Source organism: Paenibacillus sp. MAHUQ-45 (assembly GCF_058133325.1).
This window is the reverse complement of sequence record NZ_JBYUPV010000017.1, coordinates 1-24,749: the sequence shown is the minus strand read 5'-3', so window position 1 is coordinate 24,749 and position 24,749 is coordinate 1. Positions and strand designations below refer to the sequence as shown.

At 48.8% G+C, this 24,749-nt stretch carries 23 protein-coding genes; 17 read left to right on the top strand and 6 right to left on the bottom strand.

Annotated elements, in window-relative coordinates; genetic code table 11:
• Nucleotides 1–69: 69 nt before the first annotated feature.
• Entirely contained in the window at nucleotides 70–1,779 is a 1,710-nt protein-coding gene (locus AC3Y23_RS26235; RefSeq protein ID WP_379204726.1) for a methyl-accepting chemotaxis protein, read from the top strand.
• A 206-nt stretch (nucleotides 1,780–1,985) separates the two neighbouring features.
• Here the strand turns inward: AC3Y23_RS26235 and qoxD are convergent, their stop codons facing one another.
• Genes qoxD through qoxA form a run of 4 tightly spaced genes read right to left on the bottom strand, consistent with a single transcriptional unit; the run spans nucleotide 1,986 to nucleotide 5,875 of the window.
• On the bottom strand, nucleotides 1,986–2,279 hold the full coding sequence (gene qoxD / locus AC3Y23_RS26230) for a cytochrome aa3 quinol oxidase subunit IV (protein ID WP_175373854.1): 294 nt from the start codon (nucleotides 2,277–2,279) through the stop codon (nucleotides 1,986–1,988).
• Between the two features lies 1 nt (nucleotide 2,280).
• A complete protein-coding gene (qoxC, locus tag AC3Y23_RS26225; RefSeq protein WP_379204723.1) occupies nucleotides 2,281–2,877 on the bottom strand; it encodes a cytochrome aa3 quinol oxidase subunit III in 597 nt (198 codons plus the stop codon).
• A complete protein-coding gene (gene qoxB / locus AC3Y23_RS26220) occupies nucleotides 2,874–4,817 on the bottom strand; it encodes a cytochrome aa3 quinol oxidase subunit I (RefSeq protein WP_379204721.1) in 1,944 nt (647 codons plus the stop codon). Before qoxB ends, qoxC begins: the two co-directional genes overlap by 4 nt.
• 41 nt (nucleotides 4,818–4,858) lie before the next feature.
• Nucleotides 4,859–5,875 (bottom strand): cytochrome aa3 quinol oxidase subunit II, encoded by a 1,017-nt coding sequence (gene qoxA / locus AC3Y23_RS26215; protein WP_379204719.1) that lies wholly within the window; start codon nucleotides 5,873–5,875, stop codon nucleotides 4,859–4,861.
• A 488-nt stretch (nucleotides 5,876–6,363) separates the two neighbouring features.
• On the opposite strand from qoxA, the gene AC3Y23_RS26210 reads away from it, so the two are divergent.
• Nucleotides 6,364–7,506, top strand: a complete 1,143-nt coding sequence (locus tag AC3Y23_RS26210) for a polysaccharide deacetylase family protein (protein WP_379204717.1) — start codon at nucleotides 6,364–6,366, stop codon at nucleotides 7,504–7,506.
• Between the two features lie 76 nt (nucleotides 7,507–7,582).
• Here the strand turns inward: AC3Y23_RS26210 and AC3Y23_RS26205 are convergent, their stop codons facing one another.
• Nucleotides 7,583–8,200: a TetR/AcrR family transcriptional regulator gene (locus AC3Y23_RS26205; protein WP_379204715.1), complete on the bottom strand. Its 618-nt coding sequence runs from the start codon at nucleotides 8,198–8,200 to the stop codon at nucleotides 7,583–7,585.
• Between the two features lie 158 nt (nucleotides 8,201–8,358).
• Between AC3Y23_RS26205 and AC3Y23_RS26200 the strand changes: the two genes are divergently transcribed.
• The 7 genes from AC3Y23_RS26200 to AC3Y23_RS26170 all read left to right on the top strand — a co-directional run bounded on the left by AC3Y23_RS26200 (nucleotide 8,359) and on the right by AC3Y23_RS26170 (nucleotide 16,705).
• Entirely contained in the window at nucleotides 8,359–10,050 is a 1,692-nt protein-coding gene (locus tag AC3Y23_RS26200; RefSeq protein ID WP_379204713.1) for an MFS transporter, read from the top strand.
• 820 nt (nucleotides 10,051–10,870) lie between these two features.
• The gene (locus AC3Y23_RS26195) at nucleotides 10,871–11,647 is read left to right on the top strand and encodes an amino acid ABC transporter substrate-binding protein (RefSeq protein ID WP_379204711.1); all 777 of its coding nucleotides are present in this window, start codon (nucleotides 10,871–10,873) and stop codon (nucleotides 11,645–11,647) included.
• Nucleotides 11,648–11,663: 16 nt separating this feature from the next.
• Nucleotides 11,664–12,323 carry an amino acid ABC transporter permease gene (locus AC3Y23_RS26190; protein ID WP_379204709.1) on the top strand — a complete coding sequence of 220 codons (660 nt, stop codon included), beginning with the start codon at nucleotides 11,664–11,666 and terminating at the stop codon, nucleotides 12,321–12,323.
• A gap of 15 nt (nucleotides 12,324–12,338) precedes the next feature.
• Complete coding sequence (locus AC3Y23_RS26185; protein WP_379204707.1) at nucleotides 12,339–13,079, top strand: amino acid ABC transporter ATP-binding protein; 741 nt, start codon at nucleotides 12,339–12,341, stop codon at nucleotides 13,077–13,079.
• A 161-nt stretch (nucleotides 13,080–13,240) separates the two neighbouring features.
• Complete coding sequence (locus AC3Y23_RS26180) at nucleotides 13,241–14,143, top strand: ABC transporter ATP-binding protein (protein WP_379204705.1); 903 nt, start codon at nucleotides 13,241–13,243, stop codon at nucleotides 14,141–14,143.
• On the top strand, nucleotides 14,097–16,148 hold the full coding sequence (locus AC3Y23_RS26175) for a DUF6449 domain-containing protein (RefSeq protein WP_379204703.1): 2,052 nt from the start codon (nucleotides 14,097–14,099) through the stop codon (nucleotides 16,146–16,148). Before AC3Y23_RS26180 ends, AC3Y23_RS26175 begins: the two co-directional genes overlap by 47 nt.
• A gap of 35 nt (nucleotides 16,149–16,183) precedes the next feature.
• Nucleotides 16,184–16,705: a mismatch-specific DNA-glycosylase gene (locus AC3Y23_RS26170; RefSeq protein ID WP_379204700.1), complete on the top strand. Its 522-nt coding sequence runs from the start codon at nucleotides 16,184–16,186 to the stop codon at nucleotides 16,703–16,705.
• Nucleotides 16,706–16,822: 117 nt separating this feature from the next.
• Here the strand turns inward: AC3Y23_RS26170 and AC3Y23_RS26165 are convergent, their stop codons facing one another.
• Nucleotides 16,823–17,791, bottom strand: a complete 969-nt coding sequence (locus AC3Y23_RS26165; protein WP_379204698.1) for an MraY family glycosyltransferase — start codon at nucleotides 17,789–17,791, stop codon at nucleotides 16,823–16,825.
• A gap of 180 nt (nucleotides 17,792–17,971) precedes the next feature.
• On the opposite strand from AC3Y23_RS26165, the gene AC3Y23_RS26160 reads away from it, so the two are divergent.
• The 8 genes from AC3Y23_RS26160 to AC3Y23_RS26125 all read left to right on the top strand — a co-directional run bounded on the left by AC3Y23_RS26160 (nucleotide 17,972) and on the right by AC3Y23_RS26125 (nucleotide 24,413).
• Nucleotides 17,972–18,679 carry a YjjG family noncanonical pyrimidine nucleotidase gene (locus AC3Y23_RS26160; RefSeq protein WP_379204695.1) on the top strand — a complete coding sequence of 236 codons (708 nt, stop codon included), beginning with the start codon at nucleotides 17,972–17,974 and terminating at the stop codon, nucleotides 18,677–18,679.
• A gap of 47 nt (nucleotides 18,680–18,726) precedes the next feature.
• Nucleotides 18,727–19,542, top strand: coding sequence for an AAC(3) family N-acetyltransferase (locus AC3Y23_RS26155; protein WP_379204693.1), 816 nt, complete (start codon nucleotides 18,727–18,729; stop codon nucleotides 19,540–19,542).
• Nucleotides 19,543–19,653: 111 nt separating this feature from the next.
• Nucleotides 19,654–20,586, top strand: a complete 933-nt coding sequence (locus AC3Y23_RS26150; RefSeq protein WP_379204691.1) for a manganese-dependent inorganic pyrophosphatase — start codon at nucleotides 19,654–19,656, stop codon at nucleotides 20,584–20,586.
• 150 nt (nucleotides 20,587–20,736) lie between these two features.
• Nucleotides 20,737–21,174: an RrF2 family transcriptional regulator gene (locus AC3Y23_RS26145; protein ID WP_175373867.1), complete on the top strand. Its 438-nt coding sequence runs from the start codon at nucleotides 20,737–20,739 to the stop codon at nucleotides 21,172–21,174.
• Between the two features lie 160 nt (nucleotides 21,175–21,334).
• Nucleotides 21,335–21,988, top strand: a complete 654-nt coding sequence (locus AC3Y23_RS26140) for a nitroreductase family protein (protein ID WP_379204688.1) — start codon at nucleotides 21,335–21,337, stop codon at nucleotides 21,986–21,988.
• A 131-nt stretch (nucleotides 21,989–22,119) separates the two neighbouring features.
• Complete coding sequence (locus tag AC3Y23_RS26135) at nucleotides 22,120–22,821, top strand: pirin family protein (protein WP_379204686.1); 702 nt, start codon at nucleotides 22,120–22,122, stop codon at nucleotides 22,819–22,821.
• A 52-nt stretch (nucleotides 22,822–22,873) separates the two neighbouring features.
• Nucleotides 22,874–23,206 carry a hypothetical protein gene (locus AC3Y23_RS26130; protein WP_379204683.1) on the top strand — a complete coding sequence of 111 codons (333 nt, stop codon included), beginning with the start codon at nucleotides 22,874–22,876 and terminating at the stop codon, nucleotides 23,204–23,206.
• 97 nt (nucleotides 23,207–23,303) lie between these two features.
• On the top strand, nucleotides 23,304–24,413 hold the full coding sequence (locus AC3Y23_RS26125; protein ID WP_379204681.1) for a Glu/Leu/Phe/Val family dehydrogenase: 1,110 nt from the start codon (nucleotides 23,304–23,306) through the stop codon (nucleotides 24,411–24,413).
• The last annotated feature ends 336 nt before the right edge of the window (nucleotides 24,414–24,749 follow it).

The following is a 24,749-nucleotide window of genomic DNA, read 5'->3' as shown; positions in this document are numbered from 1 at the left end:
ACATCAAAAATTTGACGGTTTTCGCCGATAAAATAAGTTAGTTAGTCACCAAGAAGGCGGGATGGGATAATGAGAAATTTGAAAGTGAAACAAAAAATGACACTGCTAATGATCCTGGTCATTGCCATGCAGATTGTTGTAGGTATTCTGGGGATTGTTACCACGGATCGGATGGCAGACCGCTCCAAAGAAACCTATGAAGAGAATCTGATACCGATCTCAATCGTCACCCAAATCCGTGGGAATTCACGGGCGATTGATTCCTATCTTCTGGAGAATATGCTTACAGAAGTAAACGGGAAGAGCAAGGAGCTGTCAGACAGTATCCAAGCTACGATAAAAACGAATAATGAGCTTTTCGCTGAGCTCAAGAGTGTATCTTTTAAGAATGAAGAATTCACAGCTAAAATGAATGAGTATTCTTCCATACTCCCAGACTACCGGACGCAGCGGGAGAATATTCTTCATCTCGGCGACAAAAACCTGAATGCCGAAGCTTACCGTTTATTCAACGGAGCGGAGTTCAGTGAATCCCGGCAGAGGGTTATTTCGGTACTGAATGATATGGTAGATTTGCTGCTCAAAGAAGCCGAAGCTCACAAAACTTCTACAGCAGTAAACGCAAAGAATTTTAAACTGTTGAATGGGATCCTTATTGCAAGTATTATGTTGATCAGCGTTGTACTTAGTATAATTATTACTCGCTTGATCACTGTGCCGCTAAAACAGCTACAGGGGTTAATGAAGCGAGCGGAAGAGGGCGATCTGACAGCGATGGCCGTCTATGATTCCAAAGATGAAATCGGTATTATTAGCCGTTCCTTCAATAGTATGGTGGGCAGCCTGAGGAAGATGATGCAATCCGTTTCGGAGAGTGCAGAGATGCTGTCTGCTTCTTCTGAAGAGATGAGTGCCAGTGCTGCACAGACAGCTCATGCCTCACGGATGATTGCTGAGACTTCAGGTGAGATTGCCATCGGTTTTGATGAGCAGGTTAGCAGCATTAACCGTACCGCCCAATCTGTGCAGTCCATGTCAGCGGATATTTCAGCGGTAGAACGCAGCAGTGATGAGATGGCTTCACTTATGAATGTGGCTGCCGGCTCGACAGACCGCGGCGCGGAAGCAGTAGCTGAAATCATTGACCAGATGGACCAGATTGATACCAGTGTGTCTCAGAGTCAGGAGATCGTTAGCAATCTGGGACGTCTATCCGAGGAAATCAGCACCATTATTACAACGATCAACGCAATTAGTAGCCAGACCAACCTGTTGTCTCTTAATGCTTCTATCGAGGCAGCCAGAGCCGGCGAGCATGGCCGAGGCTTTGCAGTAGTTGCTGGAGAGATCCGTAAGTTGTCGGAAGCAACCGGTAGCAGTTCCCTGAAGATTACGGATATTATTACACACATTCAGCAACAGACGGAGTTAGCAATACAGTCTATGGCGCAAGGGTCCTTGATTGTATCCCACGGTGTAAGCCAGAGTAAGCTGGTCTCCGGGGCTTTTGATGAGATTCAAAGTTCCATTAAAGACGCTGCTTCGCAGACGCAGGAGATTCGAGATTCCATTGGGCATATCTCCAGGGAGTCCCAAGGCGTAACGGAATCTATGGAACAGGTGAATGCCATCTCGCAAAAAGGGGCTGGGGGCATTCAGGAGACAAGCGCAGCCAGCCAGGAACAGTTGTCAGCGATGGAAGAGATGTCGGCCTCAGCCCAGTACCTGGCGACATTAGCAGAGGATCTACAGAAGAGTCTAGCGAGCTTTAAGTTATAAGTCACGAACTGCAAGTGGTACAATATAAGCTCATATAATAGGTGCAAGAGATACTAAAGCCGCGAATCTCCGCTACGGGAGATCGCGGCTTTACGTTTATCTCAGGTCTAGTGCAACACAAAAGGAGTGTCCCAGAAGCCATTTTCATGACTTGTGAGACACTCCTTTTTAACTATCAAACTATACCGCTATTCCTTTTGCAGGAATTAAGCGTACCAGCCCCATACGAAGATGAACAAGGTTCCGAAGATCGTTACCAAGCCGACAAACAAGGCATAGGCGATATTGAGGTACAGTTCTTTCTTGGTGTCTGCCGACTCTCCGATGTGCATGAACAGGAAGAGCTGCAGGGATGCTTGTATAATCGCCGTAACGGCCAGAATTACCAAATTTGCTGCTCTGGACAGATCCAGGTAGATCACAGCCAGCGCTGCGGCAGAAAGGACGAGAGAGGCGATATAACCCAGCACATGGCGGATTGGAAACAGTTGCTTCATCATGTCACATCAGTCCTTTCAGGTAGACGTAGCTGAAGATAAAGATCCAGACAACGTCCAGGAAGTGCCAGTACAGAGAGAAGATAAATGACTTGTTCGCTGTAGCCGGGTTGATGCCGTGACGCTTCAGCTGAATCAGGATAGCCGATCCCCACAGCAACCCGAAGGTTACGTGAGCTCCGTGCGTACCGAGCAATACGAACAGACTGGACAGGAAGGCGCTGGTTTGCAGCGTTGCTCCTTCATGAACATAGGTGAAGAATTCCGTAATTTCAATTGCAAGGAAGCCGAGACCCATCAGCAGGGTAATCCCGAAAAAGACCATCATGGCTTTCTTGTATCCATGCCGCATGGCATGAATGGCAAGACCGATCGTAAATGAGCTTGTCAGGAGCAGGAATGTTTCATACAGCACCGGACCGATCTCAAAAAGCTCACTGCCGTTTGGACCGCTAGCAAAGCGGTTCACAAGTACAAAGTAAACCGTGAACAAAGTAGCGAAGAGGGCGATTTCCGCTCCCAGGAAGACCCAGAAGCCGAAAATCTTGTTACTGTTCTCTTCTGTTGAATATTCAAGCGGCTTGGACGCATCTATTTTCATACAGTCTCACCCCGCAGTTTCTTTTCAGTAGCGATAATTTCCTTCTCAGGGATGTAGAATCCGTGGTCTCTGTCGAAAGACATCGCACAAAGCGTAAGCAGAATCCCAACTCCCGATACAATCGCAGGAACCCACATGCTGAATACCATGAAGAATCCGAAGAAGAAGAAGATTACACCAAGGATGAATGGCTTGCCTGTATTACTAGGCATATGAATCTTCTTGATTTGTTCCTTGAACAAAGGAACGTTCTCTTGCTTGGATACCCAGAATGCATCACGATCTGTTACGGTAGGAACAACTGCAAAGTTGTAGGCTGGGATCGGGCTGTTAGTCGCCCACTCCAGGGTACGAGCATCCCATGGGTCACCATTGGTATCCCGCGGCATGTAGCGTGTACTCCAGTAGATGTTGTAGACCAGAATGACAAATCCGATAGCCATACCAAGTGCTCCTGCAAAGGAGAGCATATTAAGCGGACCAAAGCCCGTCTCTGCTGAGTAAGTGTACATCCGTCGGGTCATACCCATGAGTCCAAGAATGAACAGTGGGAAGAACGCGACGTTAAAGGAAATGATAATCCACCAGAAGGCGTGCTTACCGAGACGTTCGTTGAGACGGAAGCCGAATACTTTCGGGAACCAGTAGTGGAAACCTGCGATAACGGCGAAGACCGCACCTGGAATCAGAACGTAGTGGAAATGCGCCACCAGGAACATGGTGTTATGGTACTGATAGTCGGCGCTGGCCATTGCCAGCATGACGCCTGTAACCCCACCGATCGTAAAGATCGGAATAAACGCCAGGGTGTAGAGCATCGGGGTAGTGAAGGTTATTCGCCCTTTTCGGAGAGTGAATAGCCAGTTGAATATTTTAACCCCTGTCGGTACAGCAATCGCCATCGTAGTGATGGAGAAGAAACTGTTGACCATTACGCCTTGACCCATGGTATAGAAGTGGTGAGCCCATACCAGGAAGGACAGGAGCGAGATAACGACCATACTTGCAACCATGGACGTGTATCCGTACAGGTTCTTTTTGGAGAAGGTTGAGATGATATCACTATAAATACCGAAGGCCGGCAATATAACGATATATACCTCAGGGTGTCCCCATACCCAGAAGAGGTTGGCCCATAGCATATCCATACCGCCGTTGGCCATCGTAAAGAATTGAGAGCCGAACAACCGGTCGAACATCATCAGCGCCAGTGCTACCGTAAGCACCGGGAAGGCGAATACGATGATAACGTTGGTGATCAGAACAGACCAGGTGAACATTGGCATACGCATCAACTTCATGCCTGGGGCACGCATCTTCAGGATAGTCACGATGAAGTTGACCCCTGTTAGCATTGTACCGATACCAGAAATCTGCAGTGCGAGCGAGTAGTAGTTGTTACCTACCGTTGGGCTGAACTCAATGCTAGCGAGTGGGAAGTATGCGGACCAGCCGGCATCCGGTGATCCCCCGATAACAAAGGAGATATTCAGCAGCATCGCTCCAAAGAAGAAGAGCCAGAAGCTGACAGCGTTCAGACGCGGGAATGCCACGTCTCTTGCGCCGATTTGCAGCGGTACGATAACGTTCATCAGACCGATGATAAACGGCATGGCCATGAAGAGAATCATGATCAGTCCGTGTGTGGTAAAGACCTCGTTATAGTGCTGTGCGTCGAGAAATTTCATATCTGGCGCTGCGGTCTGCAGACGCATCATAATCGCGTCGATACCGCCGCGGAATAGCATCAGCAGGGCAGCCAGGATATACATGACCCCGATGCGCTTATGGTCAACTGTAGTCAACCATTCACGCCACAGGTAGCCCCACTTTTTGAAAACGGTTAGTCCAATGATAATCGCTAGCGTGGCCAGCGCAATACTGACCATTGCTCCGTAGATTAGGACCCCACCGTGAACCTTAAACTTTTCCAAATCCATTAGGGATGACTCCTTTCAGGTATTCACACTGGCAATAAAGCCTAGTGGTGTCCTTCGTGTTTACTCTCGGCTTCCGAAGAGGTTGGCACTGGCTGAACCTCCGTATCAGGTTTGCCGTCAAATATGGTCTCACTAGAAGGCGCTGGAGATGGATGAACTTTCTTGTTCTCCTTATGCTCCATATTGCCGTTATCCATATCCATTTCCATGCCGTCATGGCTCATATGATCACCATGATTGCCTGGCGGCGGACTGAAGTCTAAGTGGGTGGAAGAGTAGGTTTTGCGTCCAACAAATTCGGTCTTCAGCAAATCCTTGAATTCATCCTCTTTCAGCGGCTGTGCGGTTTCTTTAACATCTTTTACCCAGCCATCATATTCTTTCTCTGTCATAGCCAGAGCTTCGAATTCCATGTGGGCAAAACCTTTACCGTTAAAGTTCGAGTTCTTTCCGATAAAAGAGCCAGCCGTATCAGCTACTAGATTAAGCTGGGTTAACATGTCGTTCATCGCATATTTCTGTCCCGCAAGCTGTGGAATCCAGAAACTTGAGATCGAAGTGAACGAATACAGGCGGAATTCAACCGGACGGTGTACAGGAATATTCACGTAATTCACCGTTTCGATACCTTCTTCAGGATAGCTGAAATGCCATTTCCAGTTGGAAGAGGAAGCATAGATGACCAGCGGCTTAATATTTTTATAGTCCTTAGGGACATTTTCTACAGCGCTGGTGGATTTTACTGTGATTACAGAGAGGATAGTGACGATGACGATTGGAATGGCGATCCAAACCGCCTCCAGCCATTTGTTGCCCTCTTCATGCGGTGGAACGTACCCCTCGTTGCTCTTCTTTGCGCGGTACTTCACAAGGACAAAGACGTATAAAATGTAGACAACAGCCAGAACACCGAGCATCACCAGTATGGAGAGGATGATCGTGTCTGATAGCGTTCTCGCAGCCGGACCTTTCGGGTTCAATACAGTTAGCGAACTGCAACCCGGCAGGAGGAGAATCAGGCTGAGGAACAAAGCGTATAACGGCCCTTTTTTGTTCATGTTGAACTCCTTCCTTCAATAATTCTTATCATTAGCCGAAATCATTAACCTCTATATATAGTAAGAAGTCCGAGGGTAGATTGCAAAAGACATATTTTATCATTTTTCCTATTTAAGTCCTCAAATATGGCGATATCGTTAAATATTTGTGTTAGATTTGTTACAATGTTTCTAAGGTGTGATATAGATCACTGTAGTGACGCTACTTTAGGGAGATTTTTAATTGTTCGAAATTTGTTCAATAATTCACTAATGTTACTAATTTCGCCACAATTATTTTGCTCCAAATATGCGGTTTTTAACCGCTTTTTTATTGCTGTGACAGGATTCGACGAAAGTTGCGTTATTTTTTATGAAAATATAATGAATCCGATATAGTGTCTAATTGGTAACAATTTTTTATGCGGTTGGTTACAATCTCTCAAATTTCATTCTATGTATCTATGGTACAGTAATAGAAAATATACATAGATAGGGAGATCCTGCCGGTGTCTACTAAAAAGTTGTTGCTATTATTTATTGCATTTTTCGTAAGTTTGGGATGGGTTCGTGAAGGTGAGGCCGCTGGCATGCAATCCCTGAAGCTAGGGGTTAATGATAAACTGACCGGAATCGAGGCTGTATCAGTAAAAGATTCTTATTATGTTCCGCTGCGCGATTTGGCGCAGGAATTGGGCTGGACGCTGAACGGACTATCAGATGGAATCAGTGTGGTTGCCAGTGGCTCTTCGCTCAAGCTGCTGAATAACCATACTACAGCTACTCTGAACAATGGAAGCAAGGTCGCAATGGATACCTTCGAGCGTGCTGGTAAGCTCATGGTTCCAGTACGGATTTCAGCACTGCTAGGTTATACTATTTCCTATGTGCCGGAGCAATATTTACTGAGAGTACAGAACAGTACAGCCAAACTGAGTGATACGGCATTTATTAATCAGTATAAGAAGGAACTGCAGCCGAAGACAGGGACTGGTGCACAGACCCCAACAGCTACACCTGACCATTCAGGAAAGCCGGGAACAACAGTATATATGACCTTTGACGATGGACCATCGGCTACCACTACTCAGTTGCTTGATATCCTGGCCAAATATAAGGTAAAGGCCACATTCTTCATGCTGGGTCCCAAAATGAACACCTATCCTGCACAGGTTAAGCGTACTGCGAAGGAAAGCCATGGCCTTGGTCTGCATGGAATGACGCACGTAAAGGAGAAGTTCTACGCTTCCCCGGCAGCTGCTCTTGGTGAGATGAACAATGACAATGCTATCCTGAAGAAAATCACTGGAACGGGTACTTCACTGATTCGTCCGCCTTACGGCAGCAAGCCTTATTTCACCAATGCGTTTAGAGACAAAGTGCTGACTCAAGGCTATCACCTCTGGGATTGGAACGTAGACTCCGACGACTGGAAGTACAAGGAGAATAGCGCCAAAATCTACAACACCGTTATGAGCCAGGTTCATAATTTGAAGAAATCACAGAGCAACCCGATCATTCTGATGCATGACCAGAAGGCTACACTGAAGGTGCTGCCACAGATTCTGGAGACGCTGAAGAAGGAAGGGTACTCCTTTGAGATTATTACCAAAGATATGCAGCCGCATAACTTCTGGAAGGATTATCGTTAAACAATAGTTCAGAATAAATAGGATGTTCCTGGCCATTTACAGGCTGGGAGCATCCTTTTTGTTTTAATGACCACATTTAATCGTATAAATACTTTGCAATCATATTGACCAGCTCAGATTTCAGGCGTTCCGAGGCAATGCTTTGGCTGGAATAGACGATGGCATCTACAACCGTGCTCACTGATTCGAAGACCACTATAGCAGCAGCCTCTACATCCTCGACATTGACCTCTTCCTTGTCCAACTGCAGATATCCGAGTGTAATCTGACGGCCCACTTCGTATTGCTCACCCATTAATCGGTTGATTTCATAGTCACTAAGTTGCATGATGGACAGTTCTTTATGAAATCCATTATAGACCTGGTGCGATAAAATAAGGCTGTCAACAAGGTGGTTGATGACTGCCCTTTTGTCCGAGAAATCAAAGTTAATCTCTGCGAGGGAAGCATCGACACGGCTCAGCAGTGCTTCGTTGTAATGCTTTAGAACGTCTATAAACACAGCCTTCTTATCTGTGAAATAAGAGTAGAAGCTTCCTGTAGAAACGCCTGCAGCGGCGGCTATTTGCTTGGTATTGGTTTGATGGTACCCCTTATTTGAAAACAGCTCCATAGCTGCTGTAACAATGGCTTGTTTGGTTTTGATGCTCCGGCCCTGTTGGGGCGTTCTTGTTTTATCGTCTGTGTCCTTCATAGCTTAAATTCCCTCCTGTTATAACGATTGTAGTAGAGGGGAATTAGAGTGTCAACGAAAGTTGAACTTTGGTTCAATTTTCGATTGACAAACGTGAACTATAGTTCATATAATCTTAAATGTGAACTATAGTTCAGTTATTCGGAGGGATGAGGACGATGAGTATACGAACAAAAAGGATTTTTTCTTTTACAGCAATCGTATTGGGATTTTTTATGGCCCTGCTGGACACGACGATTATTAACGTTGCTTTGCCAGAGATGACGAAGCATTTCGGAGGGAATGTCTCGCAAATTTCCTGGGTAATGAATGGCTACAACCTGGCTTTTGCCGCGCTTATCCTCACTGCTTCGCGCCTGGCGGATCAATTTGGCCGCAGAAAGTTATTTTTGCTCGGAATAGCTGTGTTTACCATAGCCTCGCTTCTAGCAGGCTTTTCCTCTTCGCTGGAAATGCTGGTTGCGATGAGAGTTATTCAGGGACTGGCCGGAGCCATTATTGTGCCGGTGACGATTCCGCTGACGACGACAACTTTTCCCAAGGAGATGCATGGTCTGATTATCGGGATTTGGGGGGCGGTAGGCGGTCTGGCGGCGGCGAGCGGCCCGGCCCTTGGTGGTATTCTTACGGAGAAATTGAATTGGGAATGGATATTCTGGGTGAATGTGCCGTTAGGCATTCTTAGTATTATTCTTGTTCTTCTCTTCATCAAGGAATCCAGAGATAGCTCGGCTGGACGCACGCTTGATTTTGCGGGAATGGCAGGGATTTCGGTAGGTATGTTTTTAATTACGTACGCGTTAATTAAAGTCCAGGATTATGGCTGGCAGTCGGGTGCATTCTATGGCCTTTTAACCTCAGGTATTTTGGTGCTGTTCTTCTTCTTTGTCACACAATGGAAGGGGAAGGAACCGATGATGCCACTGTCGCTGTTTAGAATACGTGCCTTTAATGGAGCGGCATTGACATTGTTGATCGTAGGGGCGGGGCTTATGAATCTCTCCCTGCTGACCTCCTTTTTCCTGACTCGTATTATGGGCATGACAGAGTTGAAGGCGGGTCTGGTCTTGTCTGTAATTGCTCTGGGGTCGATCTTGAGTTCAGGGGGGTCCGGACCGCTCTCAAGTAAATATGGAAGCCGTTGGTTCTCTGTTGCAGGCGTAACCGTGATGGCCGGGGCTACGTATGCTTTGAGCGGTCTTCATGGGGATGCTTCACTGTCGCAAGTGCTAATTACGCTTGGGATTGCCGGGCTGGGAATGGGGCTAGTTATGGCTCCGGTCATGTCCTCCGCCATCCGCAATGTCCCCGAAGAGAAGGTGGGGATCTCTTCAGGGATAACGAATATGACGAAAGCCCTTGGGAGTGTCCTGGGGGTAGCCATCATCGTGACGGTGTTGCAACAAAATTTCAATGATAGGATCGGGACGGCTGCTGAGCATGCTGCGCAATCTATTCGTGAGGATGCTATATTACAGCCCTTTGTGAAGCAAAAACTTGGGGAAGAGTTAGGCACTATGGTTAAAGCAGGTAAAATTTCCGCCTCAGATGGAGCAGCGGGTGGAGCAATGACACAAAGGCTTAGCAAAGATCTGGAGCAGGCAGTCTTAGCCTTGCCTGAGGAAGAACGTTCCGCTTTCAAGACTGACCAGCAGCGACAGCTAACCGAAATTCAAGTCCTGCTGCAGCAGGCGGGCGGAGGGCTGCGCGAAGCGTCGGTAGAGGCTTTCAGCCGCACTTATGCTTTTGCGAGCATTCTGCTGCTTCCCGGCATTGCCTTTGCTATGTTCAGTGATCAACGTAGAAAGCGCAGCGTGCTGAATGAGGAGCCTCTTGGAAGTGAGATTTGAGAGAATCGGAAAGGTCTATATAACTGCAGACTCAAAGGCTCTTGGCAAAAAATCTTAGTCTGCTGTACATTACAAAGGCAGTGTCTGCCTTATGTCGCTTATATACGAACACCGCCTTATGCCGTATACAATGAAATGAACTGAGGGTTTACCAGGGCCTTATCGAAAGCTTGAGCTGAGAACAGACTGAACCGGGGGGAATCTCCAGAAACAGACTGGACTGGCAAGTTAACCTCTTCAACGTTTGAAATAACGACATTTTTGCACCTTATATTCATCGTTTTAGAGTGAACAAGGAAATTAAGTGCATTATTGCACCTTATTTTCCTGATTTACCCGCGAAAGTTGGTATGCCAAGAGAATTAACATACAAAAATGCCCTTAATTTACTTATTCCTATATTTTCAGTTGAATTAAGGTGCAAAAATGCGCTTATTTTCGTATTCGTCAGGCGGGAATGATATAACTTCAATGTGACCGAAAGTCCACGCATCCACCGTAGTGACGACAGAGCCTTAAGTTTCAATCGTCAATTCTGATCGCAAGTTCGGATCTTCTGTACCGATCGTAAGTTTCAATCGTCAGCTCAGATCTCCCGTTCCGATCGCAAGGGCCAATCGTAAGTTCCGGTCTTAAGTCGCTTTATATACAAGCAGTGCAGCCTTCCTCAACGGATTGCGGCACTGCTTTTTCTTTTTTGACACAGATCACTGACTCAACTCTATCGACGACATTCATAGGCTATGTTATCATGATACTCTAATAACGTATTAACGAATTAAAGCAAAAGATGCTTTCATTTACTAGGGGGAGAACAAAGATGAAGAGAATGGGATTATGGATGATAACAGCGATGGCGGCAATTGTGCTTTTGGCGGGTTGCTCCTCATCGAATGGCAAAGCTGATAGCGGCAAGCTGGTGATCGGGATTGATGACAAATTCGCACCGATGGGCTTCCGGGACGATAAGAATGAGATTGTTGGTTTTGATATTGATTACGCAAGAGCGGCTGCTGAAAAAATGGGCAAGGAAGTCACTTTCCAGCCTATCGATTGGTCGGCCAAGGAATCAGAGCTGAACAGCGGACGCATTGATATGATCTGGAACGGCTATACCATCACGGATGAGCGCAAGGAGAAGGTATTATTCACTAAGCCTTATTTGGAGAACAGTCAGGTTGTTGTAGTCTTGGCCTCTTCGCCACTTACTAAGCTGGAGGATCTGGCAGGTAAGGAAATCGGACTGCAAAGTCTGTCCTCCGCAGCGGATGCCTTGGATGCTAATCCGATTAAGGATAAAGTTGCTGGTATTTCTGAATTCCCGGACAATGTGCTAGCCCTCACAGATCTCAAAACCTCGCGTCTGGCCGGTGTAGTCATTGACGAGGTTGTGGCTAGATATTATATGTCCAAAGAGCCTGGCACCTTCAAGCTGCTGGATGAATCTCTGGCGCCGGAGCAATACGGGGTTGGTATCAAGAAAGGCAATGAAGCGCTGTTGGAGGAGCTGCAAAAGGCGCTTGATACGATGAACAGTGATGGAACAGCAGCAGAGATTTCCACCAAGTGGTTTGGAGAGAACAAGGTGCTAAAATAAGCAGGGAGCGGGTACAATGAGTCTCGATTATATAATTAAAATCGCCGGACCTATGCTGGAGGGCGCGCGAACAACGATTCTGCTCTTTCTAATTGTTATTGTGCTGTCCATCCCGTTGGGACTTGTAGTGATGCTGATGGCCAAAAGCACGATGAAGCCGCTGGCCTGGATTGCTCACAGCTATATTTATGTCATGCGCGGAACACCGCTGCTGCTACAATTACTCTTCTTCTGCTTCGGTCTGCCGCAGATCCCGGTCATCGGCGAGTATCTGGTTATGGATCGGTTTACGGCTGCCTGCCTGGGTTTTATCCTTAATTATGGTGCTTACTTTGCTGAGATATTCCGCGGAGGCTTGCTGTCCATCGACAAGGGGCAGCATGAAGCGGCCAAAGTGCTGGGGCTTAGCAAATGGCAGACGCTGCGTAAGGTCATTCTGGCGCAGATGTTCCGGGTCGCGCTGCCTGCGGTGGCGAATGAGTCCATTTTATTGGTCAAAGATACGGCGCTGTTGTATGCCGTAGCGGTCCCGGAGCTGTTGAACTACGCTAAGACGGCGGTGAATCGTGATTTTACGGTGACTCCGTTTGTGGTGGCAGGCGTGATTTATCTGCTAATGACGTTGGTATTAACGCTGTTCTTCAAGGCGCTGGAGAAGCGTTTCAAATTCGAGTAAAGGGAATGTCCATTTATGAGCAGTATGATCGAAGTAAAAGAACTGCAAAAATCATTTGGCAAGCTTGAGGTGCTGAAAAGGGTGACGTTCGCCGTAGATCCGGGAGAGACGGTGGCAGTGATCGGCCCGTCCGGCTCCGGGAAGAGCACCATGCTGCGCAGTTTGGTGCATCTGGAGGAGGTTACCGGCGGGAGCATCATCATTCAGGGGCAGGCGCTGGTGGACAACGGCAGCTACGCCGGGCATGCCCAGATCAAGGGAATTACGGCCAAGATGGGCATGGTGTTCCAGCACTTTAACCTGTTCCCGCATCTGACAGTGCGGGGGAACCTGGAGCTGGCTCCTCGGACGCTGAAGCGGGAGGGTAGTTCGGAGATCGCAGCGAGAAGCAAGGATCTGCTAGCCAAGGTAGGCCTTGCCGACAAGGCCGACGTCTATCCTTCGATGCTGTCTGGCGGACAGAAGCAGCGGGTGGCGATTGCCAGGGCGCTGATGCTGAACCCGGACATCCTGCTTTTTGATGAGCCGACCTCGGCACTGGACCCGGAGCTGACAGGAGAGGTACTGCGGGTCATTCGCCAACTGGCCGAAGAGAAGATGACGATGATCATCGTTACCCATGAGATGAACTTTGCCCGTGATGTGGCGGACCGAATTATCTTTATGGACAAGGGAGAGATTGCCGAGTCCGGGACCCCGGAGCAGATTTTTGGTAATCCGAAGCTAGAGCGGACCCGTTCTTTCCTCAAGCTCTAGTCTGGATAAGTTTGCGCTACTCATTACTTCACAATAGAAATTAAATAGAATAGCGAGCGATGGGAAAAAGTGCATAGATTTCTGTGCGCTTTTTTCATTGACAGCTGTTAGGGTGGTAACAATAATTATAGTACAGTTCATACAAGCAGGGGGACAGCGAAATGATAGAGATACGGGGAGTCAAAAAGTCCTTTCGTGGTGAAGCCGCCGTTGATGGCATTTCGCTGACTATACATAAAGGGAAGATTTACGGGCTGCTAGGCTCCAACGGCGCAGGTAAAACCACGCTGCTGAAGATTCTGGCCGGCATCATGCAACCGGAGTCCGGAACCGTCAAGCTGGACGGTGAACCGATCTTTGAGCGGCCGGAGGTCAAGCAGCGGATTATATTTATGCCGGATAGTCCTGCCTTCTTTCCGCAGGCAACGATCAAGAGCATGGCCGATTTTTATCGCTCAGTGTATCCACGCTGGAATCAGGCATATTTCGAGCAGCTCCGTGATGTGTTCCGGCTGGATATGAACCGCAAGCTAAGCCGCTTCTCCAAGGGAATGCAGCGGCAGGCCGCATTCTGGCTGAGTCTCAGCTGTATGCCAGATGTGCTAGTGATGGATGAGCCGCATGATGGACTGGACCCTGTGATGCGGCGCCAAATCAAGAATCTACTCTTTCAAGAAGTGGCCGAGCGGCAACTGACAGTCCTGATATCCTCGCATAATCTGCATGAGATCGAAGATTTATGCGGCCCTGTTGGCATTATGCACGGCGGGAAAATGCGGGTAGAGATGGATCTTAATGATCTCAAGGCGGATACTCACAAGGTACAGGTCGCGTTCCGTGACGAACGCCATGAGCGGGCAATATCGGCCAAGCTGCAGGTACTGCACCGTGAAGTCAGAGGTAGCGTCAGCCTGCTCATTGTCCGAGGTGACCGCGAGCGGATCAAGGCAGCCTTCGGAATTTATCAGCCTTATGTATTTGATCTTCTGCCGCTGACACTGGAGGAAATCTTTATCTATGAAATGGGGGATGCCGGGTATGATACGCGCCCGCTACTTCTTTAACCTTGCGCTGATCCGCCAGAACTTCCGGCAATACGGGTGGATCGGCATCATTTATACACTTGGCTTGATCTTTACAGTACCGCTGCAAATGTTCATGACTGGCAACCCCAGCCTGTTCAATCAAAAGGTAACCAGTCTGTTTCAGCTTGGTGCCGGGATGCAAGGGCTGCTGATTGTCTGCATTCCCTTGTCTGCGGGACTTATGCTGTTCCGGTATCTTCAAGTCAAAGCACCGGCTGATCTGCTGCACAGCTTGCCACTGCGCAGAGAGCATCTGCTGACCTCCCATTTGGGAAGTGGGATAGTACTGGTGCTTGTACCGGTTTGGCTCTGTGCAGCCATTACGGCAATTACTCGGCCGTGGACCGGGGATCTTTATGATTTTACGGGCAAGGATATCTGGACATGGGCTATTACAGTTAGTGTGCTTTCCATTTTCCTGTTTTGTTTCAGTGTCTTTGTAGGGATTTGTACAGGACAAACTGTAATCCAGGGAATCGCAAGCTTTGTATTGCTCATCCTGCCTTACATGCTAATGCAGCTGATCTCTTATTACTTCTCATTGTATCTGTATGGATATCCTTACGCGATTTATACGAACAGCATCCGCAGTGATCTCTGGTCTCCCCTTGTGCATCTGTTCTCAGTAAGCAATCAGGCGTTCGAATTCAGTGAATTATGTATATATGTGGGGCTGACTGTTGTTGTCGTTGTCCTGAGTTATTTGTTGTACCGGAGGCGTCACGTGGAGATGGCCGGACAGGCGATTGCTTTTACTTACTTCAACCCGTTCTTCAAAGCCGGGGTGATGCTGTGCTGCATGCTGATTGCTGGAAACTATTTTTCAATGAACATGAGTGGCAAACTGGTCTGGACCTTTGGGGGCTATGCGATTGGAGCAGTAGTTGGCTATATCGCATCCGAGATGGTTATCCGCAAATCGTGGCATATCATGAGTCGTAAAATTCCGCTCGACTTTGCGGTCTATACGCTGCTGTTGAGTCTGCTGCTCTACATCCCTGTCTCCGGATGGACGGGATATGAGGCCAGAGTACCGGATGAAGAGCAAATATCCCAGGTATACGCTGGCAGTCTGTATAATCTATACACACAGAAGCAGAACTCTACGAATCCCTATGAGGCATACAATCCGTTCAATAAAGTCGATCCGTTCTCGGGCGACAAGGACTATATCAGGGCCGTTCAAAAGCTCCACAGTACGCTCTCAGTGATCCGTCCTACAGCGCCCACCGGGGACTCCTTCTATAAGGATTCCAGGGTGCGCAGCATGAGCATTGTATACCGACTGAAGAGCGGACACACATTAACCAGAGAATATCAGGTGCCTATTGTTGGCTTCGAGCCGGAGCTGAGAGCAATTATGGAGACGGAAGGCTACAAGAAGACGGAGTATGTCCTGTCCCAGCTTGAGCATGATGTGAAGACCATGAATATCAGCACAAGGGAGGGCGTAGTCGTCCTTACCCATTCTGCGGAGATCAACGAATTCAAGGCGTTGTTGCGCCAAGAAATTCTGGGTATGTCGTATGCTGATCAGATCGGGGATGATGTTCCGCTCGCGAGTGTCGATATTCCGATTACGATGGAAGACAGGAACGTAGTTTCCTTTTACAGCTATAGCATACTGCCCTCCTATCACAAGCTGCTGAATTGGCTGGCGAACAAAGGATATTCCGATAAAATCATGATAACGGCCAAGAATATTGACTCTGTAGAGATTGCCGCCTTTGAACCGAAAATCGTATCGGGTGACCGTTCGTACTATTACGACCCTGAGCAGTACTTGGCGATTGCCCGTAAGGAAAACCGCTCGGTGGTAACGCAGGACAAGGACGAGATTGCAGATGTTCTGAAATGCCAGAAGACGTATATGATCCGCAAGGGCACTTATCTGGTGAAAAAGAATTATGAAGATGGTTCGCCGGAATATGTCCTGATGGAAGCGGACGATTTGTCGCCTGAATTAAGAAAGCTGCTTCGCTAGAATCATAACTTGTACGGGTTAAGGAGGAATGCTGGATGAATGAAGTTGCTGACCATCTGGATGATGGACTGCAGATTGTATTTATCGGTTTTAACCCGAGTCTGCGGTCGGGAGAGGTGGGCCATCACTATGCCAATCCACGCAACAATTTCTGGCGGATTCTGCATCAGTCGGGACTGACACCGCGATTGTATGATGCCTCCGAGGACGGGGAGCTGTTGAAGCTGGGGTATGGTTTTACGAATATTGTTGCCCGTCCCACGCGTGGAGCCGAGGATATTGCCCGTGAGGAATACGTTACAGGACGCGAGCTACTGCGGGCCAAGCTGGAGAAGTACAGGCCGAAGGTTGCCTGCTTTGTGGGTAAAGGCGTCTACACGGAGTTCACCCGGAGAAGCAAAGCGGATTGGGGCTTCCAGGATGCTGTGGAGCCTGTAGTCGATGGGGTGCGGGAATTCGTGGCCCCGTCCTCCAGCGGTCTGGTGCGGATGCCGATGCATGAGATCATTGGCATCTACCGGAAGTTGTTCGAGTTCACAGAAGAGAACGAAGCTTGAACGTTAAAAGAGTAGCCCAGTAATGTAAAAAAGCAGCCCATCTCCGAAATTGGAGATGGGCTGCTTTGTCTTGGATCGGGTCTTCTTCCCCGGGTACCGGGGAGTGCAACTGCTGCCTTAAGTCTGGATCAGCAGTAGAATGATGGATGATAGCGACAGGCAGATGCTGATCAGGCACAGCACTGCAACAACCTGCTTCTGGTTCAGACCTGCTCTGAGGAGGCGATAGTGAACCTGAGTGGCGTCTGCCTCATAAATGGCCTTGCCCTGGATGAAACGGCGAATGACAACAAAAATGTTGTCGAAGATGGGTACGCCCATCGCCAGGATCGGTATAAAGATTGATAGAACAGTGGCCTGCTTGAAGGCACCGTCCAGTGCAATCACGGCCAGAATGAAGCCGAGGAAGGTGGCCCCGGCATCGCCCATAAAGATTTTGGCAGGCGGCTTGTTATAGCGCAGATAAGCCAGTGTTACGCCCACCAGTGCAATGGCCATGATGGCGGAAGACGATTGTCCTTTGGCTAGAGCCACTACGAACAGGGTAATGGCCGAGATGGTCGTCAGCGCGCCAGCCAGTCCATCCATCCCGTCTGAGAAGTTAATTACGGTCGTGACGCCAAAGATCCAGAGGATCGTCAGCAGGAACTGCAGAATCACCGGCAGCACAATATAATCGCCGGAGAATGGATTGTAAAAGCCGGTAAAGGCATTACCGGAGAGGTAGACCAGAATCGCTGCGGTGACCTGCACCAACATCTTGGGAAGTGCAGGGAAATCCTTGCCTTTGGTCTTGTACCAGTCGTCTATTGTTCCTATGGTCAGTAGCAGAACGCCTCCTGCGAACAAGGCGACGGTCTCCATGTTGAATTCACGGGCAAATGCTAAGTACGTAATAAAGAATCCAAGGAAAATAGCGTAGCTGGCAGTAAGTGGAATGGGCTCCCTATGTATTTTGCGTTCAACATCCTTCCTCGGCTTGTCCACAAAATCAAGCCTGAAAGCCAGCCTGCCCAGCGGAGGAATCAAAAAATAGACGATGAGAAACGACACCAGAAACGAAAAAACGTATAAAATAACGCTCACCACCGTTGATTATTTTGAAAACACCCATCTTTTCGAAGTATACCGTAAAAAGGGACAAGTTGTCGATTATATGCTTCATTTGACATCATTTGTTACCTTCGAATGTTGTCCAGGACCCTCGTCATTGACTTGCCCGGAACCCTATAGTACCTTTGGAAAAAGACATTTCGGGAGGACTATATGAACTACGAGGTTATTTTATTCGACGCGGATGATACGCTATACGACTACGGAATGGCAGAAAGCCATGCACTGAGTCATACCTTCACCCACTTTGGTCTGCCGACCGGAGCGCAGGATTATGCGGCCAGTTACCAGGAGATCAATCATGCATTGTGGAAGGATCTGGAGCGGGGAGAAATCAGCGCTGCAGCGCTGCGGGTAGAGCGATTCAATCGGCTGTTCACTGCTCATAGCCTGGATCTTGACCCGGAGGCGTTCAGTGAAGCGTACTTGCGTTATCTAGGGGAGGGTACCTTTCTGATTCAGGGAGCGGTGGAACTGTGCGAGGCACTTAGAGGTTGCCGTCTGGCGATTATTACGAACGGTTATAAAGAGGTACAGACGTCCAGAATTCAGGGGTCGCCGCTAAACGACGTTTTTGAGGAGATCATTATCTCCGAAGAGGCTGGATGTCAGAAGCCGGAGACAGGTATTTTCGATTACGCTTTTGCCAAGCTTGGTATTACTGATAAGGCGTCCGTACTGATCGTTGGAGATTCGCTGACCTCCGATATCCAGGGCGGCATTAATTACGGTATCGATACCTGCTGGTTCAACCCGCTGGGCAAGCCGAATACTTTAGGTATCACGCCCAAGTTCGAAATCAAGGATCTATCAGAGCTGCTGGCGATTGTTGGGCATAGCGGGTCACCTGCCATCCTCTAGCGGACGGTGTGTGGCTTGAGACACGGAAGACAAGGGGGAGAATCGACATGCATACGAAAGAAAGTTTGATGAAGCAGCTGCAGGAGCTGGGAATCGACCCGCGGGGAACTGTTCTGGTGCATTCATCCTTAAAAAGCATCGGGCAGGTTGAGGGCGGTGCCGATACCGTCCTGGATGCCTTGAGTGAATATATGTCGGATGGGCTGCTAGTATTGCCCACCCATACCTGGGCTTACATCAACGCTGACAATCCGCATTTCTCTGTTGCAGATTCGCCGTCCTGCGTCGGTGTGCTGCCGGAATTGTTCCGGAAGCGTCCCGGCGTAGTCCGCTCCTGGCATCCGACCCACTCCGTTGCAGCGCTGGGGACGGACTCAGCTGAATTCACCGCTGGAGACGAGCGGTGGGATACACCTTGCGCTCGCGGCTCTGCCTGGGGCAAGCTGCTGGACCGTGAGGCGGATATCATGCTGCTAGGCGTAGACCTGCGGCGCAACACATTCATTCACGGTATCGAGGAATGGCTGGATATCCCGGGCCGGATGACTGACGATCACGAGGACCTAGTCACTGTAACGCCCGGCGGTGAGAAAATCGCCGTACCTTCCCGCAGACACTGCGGCCTATCTTGGTCGGAGCATTTCTGGAAGGTGGAGGGGGTGCTCGAGGACGGAGGGGCCCTGCGCAGGGGCAGCTTCGGCGATGCTGCGGTAATGGTGTGCGGGACTGTAGAGACCACTGAACTGCTCAGCCACATGCTGCGTGACCAACCTGACCTCTTCTCGGACAACGAGCCGCTGAACGGGGAGGACAAGCCCGTGCCGCTGCCCAAGACCAAACGTACACAACCGGTGTACCGCTAGATCCCGCGAAAAAACATCGCTCGTCCGTTTTCGATCAGGGAAACCAACTGGCTAGGCCCTATCATTGTATGGTATATTAATCTCACAAAAACCAAAGTAAGGAGATTGGAAATGGAAAAAACATTGATCTTTGGACACAAAAATCCGGACACGGATACAATCTGTTCGGCAATTGCCTATGCCGCACTGAAGAAAGAACTGGGCTGGGATGCCGAGCCGGTTCGTCTTGGAGAGGTTAATGGCGAAACCCAATATGCGCTGGACCATTTCGGAGTACAGGCTCCTCGTCTGGTAGAGAATGTTGCTACCGAAGCCAAACAGGTTATTCTGGTTGACCACAACGAGCGCCAACAAAGCGCCAACGATATCGATCAAGTGCGCGTTGTCGAAGTTATCGACCACCACCGGATCGCCAACTTTGAGACTGCACATCCGCTCTACTATCGTGCAGAGCCAGTGGGTTGTACCGCGACCATCCTCAACAAGCTTTACAAAGAAAACGGTGTTGCCATTCCTAAGGAAATTGCTGGCCTGATGCTGTCTGCCATTATTTCTGATTCCCTGTTGTTCAAATCTCCTACTTGCACGGCTGAAGATGTAGCTGCAGCCCGCGAGCTGGCTGAAATCGCCGGTGTGGATGCAGAAAGCTATGGCCTGGACATGCTGAAAGCTGGCGCAGATCTTAGCGACAAGAGCATTGCCCAACTGATCTCCCTGGATGCCAAGGAATTCAAGATGGGTGAATACAAAGTCGAAATCGCACAGGTGAACGCGGTCGACACCAATGATGTCCTTTCCCGTCAAGCTGAGCTGGAAGCTGCACTGACCGCTATTATCGATGAAAAGGGACTCGATCTGTTCCTGTTCGTAGTTACAGATATCTTGAATAACGATTCCATTGGGCTGGCCCTGGGCCGCGTAGCCGGTGCTGTAGAGCAAGCTTATAATGTAAAGCTGGATGACAATAAAGCTGTTCTGAAGGGCGTTGTTTCCCGCAAATCGCAAATCGTACCTGTGCTGACAGAGGCGATTGCCAAGCTGTAGGAAGCGGTAGCTGTACAAGAACAATGTGCGTGTATATAGAGGCTCTGCCATATCCTTTTTGGGTAATGGCAGAGCTTTTATTTTGCCAAAATAGTGATTGAAGCCTATACTTAGAGCATAAATAGGGATCACATCAGAAAGAGGGCAATCATGACAAAGACGAGAAATACAGGATCTCTGCAGTACAAGTCATTCGGACTGGCGCTTCAGGCCATGGTTATTCTCGCCCGCAAAGCTACGACCTGCTCCAGTTGTGAAATGGCAGAGCTATTAGATTCAGAGGCTACCGCGTTAAGACGTATTTTAGCGAGTCTAGTCCGTGACCAATTGCTTGTGACAAGGGAAGGACGGGACGGCGGTTATATACTGAACAAGGCTCCGGAAGATATTACGCTGGCAGAGATTTACCGGGCACTGGAAGTAGGCGAATCACGCAACAAAGCTGTGAGCGAAACTATATGTGACTCTAAATTTGGCAACCGAATGAAGGAGGCATGCGATGATATTCTGGATGAAATGGACCAGAGTGTAGTCGCGGTGTTGGAGCAACATACACTTGCAGATTTGGCAGCCAAAACCGATTGTTGACAAAGGCGTTTTTCCTGAATTATACTGTGCATATAAAATTACAGTTAAATCTGATGACATAGATTCAGGCGCAGCAGGGGAAGCATACCGGGATAAATTTTTTTGTGATAAACTGTGCATTTAATAACACAGAAATAGGATAAGAAGAGGAGGAGCTACTATGACAACAGAATTAAAGGTAGGGCAAGAATTTAAGAAGGTGATATCCGAGCGGCGCTCCGTGCGGAAATACGACCCATCCTGGAAAATTTCCAGGGAGGAGATCGAGGAGATTTTGAATGATGCTATACTGGCCCCTTCATCCTCCAATCTTCAGCCATGGCGCTTCATCGTGATTAATGATCAATCGGTGCAAGAAAAATTGCTGCCGATTGCCTTTAATCAACAGCAGACTGTGGATGCATCGGCTATAATCGCTGTTCTGGGCGATACCGAAGCTTACCGCAATGTGCATACAATCTATGATAAGGCGCAGGCTGAGGGATTCATCACACCAGAGATCAAGGAAACGATGGTTAACAACACCTGGAATAATTATTCCAGCTTCAGCCCGGAACGACGCAGTAATATCGCCCTCGTAGATGGCGGTTTGATCTCCATGCAGCTCATGCTGGCAGCAAAGGCTAAGGGCTATGACACTGTTCCTATGGGTGGATATGATGCCAACGCTTTCCGTGAGCTGTTCCAGATTCCGGAGCGTTATGTTCCCGTAATGCTGATTGCGCTAGGTAAAGCCGCTGCTGAAGGACGGCCAACGACAAGATTGCCGCTCGAGCAAGTGACATTCTGGAATGAATTCCAAGGGGAGAAATAATTCTGCCTGTGCAAGTATAAATAAGGCCGACCGGTGAAAGCCGGCCGGCTTTTTTGAGTTTTTAAATTTGCCGGACCTTCTGCTACAATATTCGTAGAATAGAAGGGCAGCAGAACTAAGGAGGCGATCATATGATTCAGGTCTATACCGCGGATTCAACCCATCGTTTTGACCACGGCTGGGTGAAAGGTAGTCATGTTTTTTCGTTTGGAGAATTCTATGATCCTGACAATACAGCATTTGGCCCCATGCGGGTCTGTAATGATGATACCATTGCTCCCGGCAAGGGCTTCGGGGCCCATCCGCATAGCGATATGGAGATTGTCTCGATTGTCCTGTCCGGCAGGCTTCGGCATGAGGATAATCTCGGCAATGTTGCTGAAAGCCGCTTCGGAGGCGTTCAGCGAATGTCGGCTGGCACCGGTGTGATCCATACCGAGCATAATCCCTCAGAGGATGAACCGGTACGGCTGCTGCAGCTATGGTTCATGCCGCGAACCCGTGGTACGGCGCCTTCCTATGCCAGCGGTGTCTTTGACCTTGCGAAGCTGGAGGGAAAATTGCTGCCGATCGTTGCACCGGGTGGATCAGAGGAGATCATGGCGATCGGTCAAGATATGACCATTTATCTTGGTCGGCTGCATCAGGGACAGGAACTGACATTTTCCCAAGAAGAGGGAAGACGAATTTTTATATATCTGGTAGAGGGTGAGCTTGGGGTCGGAGCGGACGTTGTCCTGCATCCTGGGGACTCGGCACGTATCACTGAAACGGCGTTGCTTGAATTGAAGGCGGGTAGTAACGTCTTGGTTATGCTCGTGGATCTGCCCTGAACGGGGAAGTGAACGGATATCCTTAAAGATGGAATTCAAAGGAGGGATAGATATGACACAGCAGCAGGAAAGAGTGCTCGTGAAGCATTCGGTAACAGGCCGCATGTTGCTCAGCAGTACAGAGGGGCTGACCTATACGTTTGATCAAAAAGGGGCATTAACGGTAATCACCATCTACGGTGTACCTGCGGACAAGGGACAAGCGGTAGTAGAACTGAAGGCTGAGCTGAACGTGTTCCGCTTTGAGGAGCCGACTGGCGGACCTGTAGTCAAGCACTGGTATTATGTAGGTGACAATCCTGTAGTGTACGATGAAGCATCCCAATCCCTGAGTTTGTCGGTGCAGTCAGAGATTGAATACCGACCAGACCACTATTGGGTGTGACCGACGTGTGGTATCACATTGACAATTTTCTCCGCTTATACTAGCTTTGTAGGGTAGCTTGGAACAACCAGATCAAGAGACAGGAGATTTGAAGAACATGGAATGGTTTGCAGCAATGGAGCGGGATGACTATGAGGAATTGTTGTTCTGTCAGGATAAGGCCTCAGGCCTGAAAGCGATAATTGCGATTCATGACACCACCCTGGGTCCAGCACTAGGCGGTACACGGATGTGGACGTATGCTTCCGAAGAGGAAGCCGTTGTGGACGCCCTTCGTCTTGCTAAAGGGATGACCTACAAGAATGCTGTATCCGGCCTGAATCTGGGCGGGGGTAAGACTGTAATCATCGGCGATCCGAAAAAGGATAAAAGTGAAGCTATGTTCCGCGCCTTCGGACGATACATACAAGGATTGAACGGCCGTTATATCACGGCTGAGGATGTAGGCACAACAGAAGAGGATATGAACATCATCTACCAGGAGACGGATTATGTCACCGGTACGTCGCCAACCTTCGGTTCCTCGGGCAACCCTTCGCCTGCTACGGCATTTGGCGTTTATCAGGGAATGAAGGCAGCAGCCAAGGCTGCATTCGGCACGGATTCTTTGGAGGGCAAGACAATTGCCGTTCAAGGTGTTGGTAATGTCGCTTTCAATCTGTGCAAGCATCTGCATGAGGAAGGCGCACAGTTGATCGTAACGGATATCAACAAGGAGGCAGTCAGCCGTGCTGTTGAAGCTTATGGGGCGAAGGCGGTTGATCCTGGTGAAATTATCGGTGTAGCGTGTGATATTTATGCACCGTGCGCACTGGGGGCGACTCTTAATGACGATACCCTGCCGCTGATTAAGGCCAGCGTTATTGCAGGAGCGGCCAATAATCAGTTGAAGGAAGCACGGCATGGTGAGGCGCTGCATGAGATGGGCATTGTGTATGCACCGGATTATGTGATCAATGCTGGCGGTGTCATTAACATTGCCGACGAACTGAACGGCTATAACCGGGATCGCGCCTATCAACAGGTTGCAAAGATCTACGACAACATCACCAAAGTACTGGAGATTTCGCGGAACCATGGAATTCCGACATACGCCGCAGCCGACCGGCTTGCAGAGGAGCGGATAGCCTCTCTCAAAAATACCCGCAGCACATTCCTGCAGAACGGGCATCACACCCTCAGCAGAAGAAATCTGTCGGTAAGATAATCATAGCCTAGTAGATAATCGAATTACCGTTTTAAAAATAGAGGGGGTCTCCAAAGCCATGAAATGGCTGACTGGGACTCCCTTTTTTGACTCTGTGCTGGCCCACCTCCCCAACTAACAGCATTTTTGTACCTTATATTTTTAAAACATAGTTAAATTAGGGGAATAAGAGCATTATTGTATCTTATTTTCGAAAGAATACCCTGGAAGGCCCTATTTTGGAATATTTAAGGTACAATATGGACCTCTGTCAAGAAAGTGGACAGTCACGCAACGGATTTTTTAGTAAATTGCTGTGCAAAGCGAGCGGGAGAGAGATACCCTAGCGCACCGTGC

What these genes read in the sequence shown, in the direction of transcription:
- AC3Y23_RS26160 (WP_379204695.1), top strand. Translation starts at nt 17,972, where the DNA reads ATGAACTACGAGGTTATTTTATTCGACGCGGATGATACGCTATACGAC.
- AC3Y23_RS26135 (WP_379204686.1), top strand. Translation starts at nt 22,120, where the DNA reads ATGATTCAGGTCTATACCGCGGATTCAACCCATCGTTTTGACCACGGC.
- qoxC (WP_379204723.1), bottom strand. Translation starts at nt 2,877, where the DNA reads ATGAAAATAGATGCGTCCAAGCCGCTTGAATATTCAACAGAAGAGAAC.
- qoxD (WP_175373854.1), bottom strand. Translation starts at nt 2,279, where the DNA reads ATGATGAAGCAACTGTTTCCAATCCGCCATGTGCTGGGTTATATCGCC.
- AC3Y23_RS26190 (WP_379204709.1), top strand. Translation starts at nt 11,664, where the DNA reads ATGAGTCTCGATTATATAATTAAAATCGCCGGACCTATGCTGGAGGGC.
- AC3Y23_RS26195 (WP_379204711.1), top strand. Translation starts at nt 10,871, where the DNA reads ATGAAGAGAATGGGATTATGGATGATAACAGCGATGGCGGCAATTGTG.
- AC3Y23_RS26235 (WP_379204726.1), top strand. Translation starts at nt 70, where the DNA reads ATGAGAAATTTGAAAGTGAAACAAAAAATGACACTGCTAATGATCCTG.
- AC3Y23_RS26170 (WP_379204700.1), top strand. Translation starts at nt 16,184, where the DNA reads ATGAATGAAGTTGCTGACCATCTGGATGATGGACTGCAGATTGTATTT.
- AC3Y23_RS26180 (WP_379204705.1), top strand. Translation starts at nt 13,241, where the DNA reads ATGATAGAGATACGGGGAGTCAAAAAGTCCTTTCGTGGTGAAGCCGCC.
- AC3Y23_RS26125 (WP_379204681.1), top strand. Translation starts at nt 23,304, where the DNA reads ATGGAATGGTTTGCAGCAATGGAGCGGGATGACTATGAGGAATTGTTG.
- AC3Y23_RS26175 (WP_379204703.1), top strand. Translation starts at nt 14,097, where the DNA reads ATGAAATGGGGGATGCCGGGTATGATACGCGCCCGCTACTTCTTTAAC.
- qoxB (WP_379204721.1), bottom strand. Translation starts at nt 4,817, where the DNA reads ATGGATTTGGAAAAGTTTAAGGTTCACGGTGGGGTCCTAATCTACGGA.
- AC3Y23_RS26185 (WP_379204707.1), top strand. Translation starts at nt 12,339, where the DNA reads ATGAGCAGTATGATCGAAGTAAAAGAACTGCAAAAATCATTTGGCAAG.
- AC3Y23_RS26155 (WP_379204693.1), top strand. Translation starts at nt 18,727, where the DNA reads ATGCATACGAAAGAAAGTTTGATGAAGCAGCTGCAGGAGCTGGGAATC.
- qoxA (WP_379204719.1), bottom strand. Translation starts at nt 5,875, where the DNA reads ATGAACAAAAAAGGGCCGTTATACGCTTTGTTCCTCAGCCTGATTCTC.
- AC3Y23_RS26145 (WP_175373867.1), top strand. Translation starts at nt 20,737, where the DNA reads ATGACAAAGACGAGAAATACAGGATCTCTGCAGTACAAGTCATTCGGA.
- AC3Y23_RS26130 (WP_379204683.1), top strand. Translation starts at nt 22,874, where the DNA reads ATGACACAGCAGCAGGAAAGAGTGCTCGTGAAGCATTCGGTAACAGGC.
- AC3Y23_RS26150 (WP_379204691.1), top strand. Translation starts at nt 19,654, where the DNA reads ATGGAAAAAACATTGATCTTTGGACACAAAAATCCGGACACGGATACA.
- AC3Y23_RS26200 (WP_379204713.1), top strand. Translation starts at nt 8,359, where the DNA reads ATGAGTATACGAACAAAAAGGATTTTTTCTTTTACAGCAATCGTATTG.
- AC3Y23_RS26140 (WP_379204688.1), top strand. Translation starts at nt 21,335, where the DNA reads ATGACAACAGAATTAAAGGTAGGGCAAGAATTTAAGAAGGTGATATCC.
- AC3Y23_RS26205 (WP_379204715.1), bottom strand. Translation starts at nt 8,200, where the DNA reads ATGAAGGACACAGACGATAAAACAAGAACGCCCCAACAGGGCCGGAGC.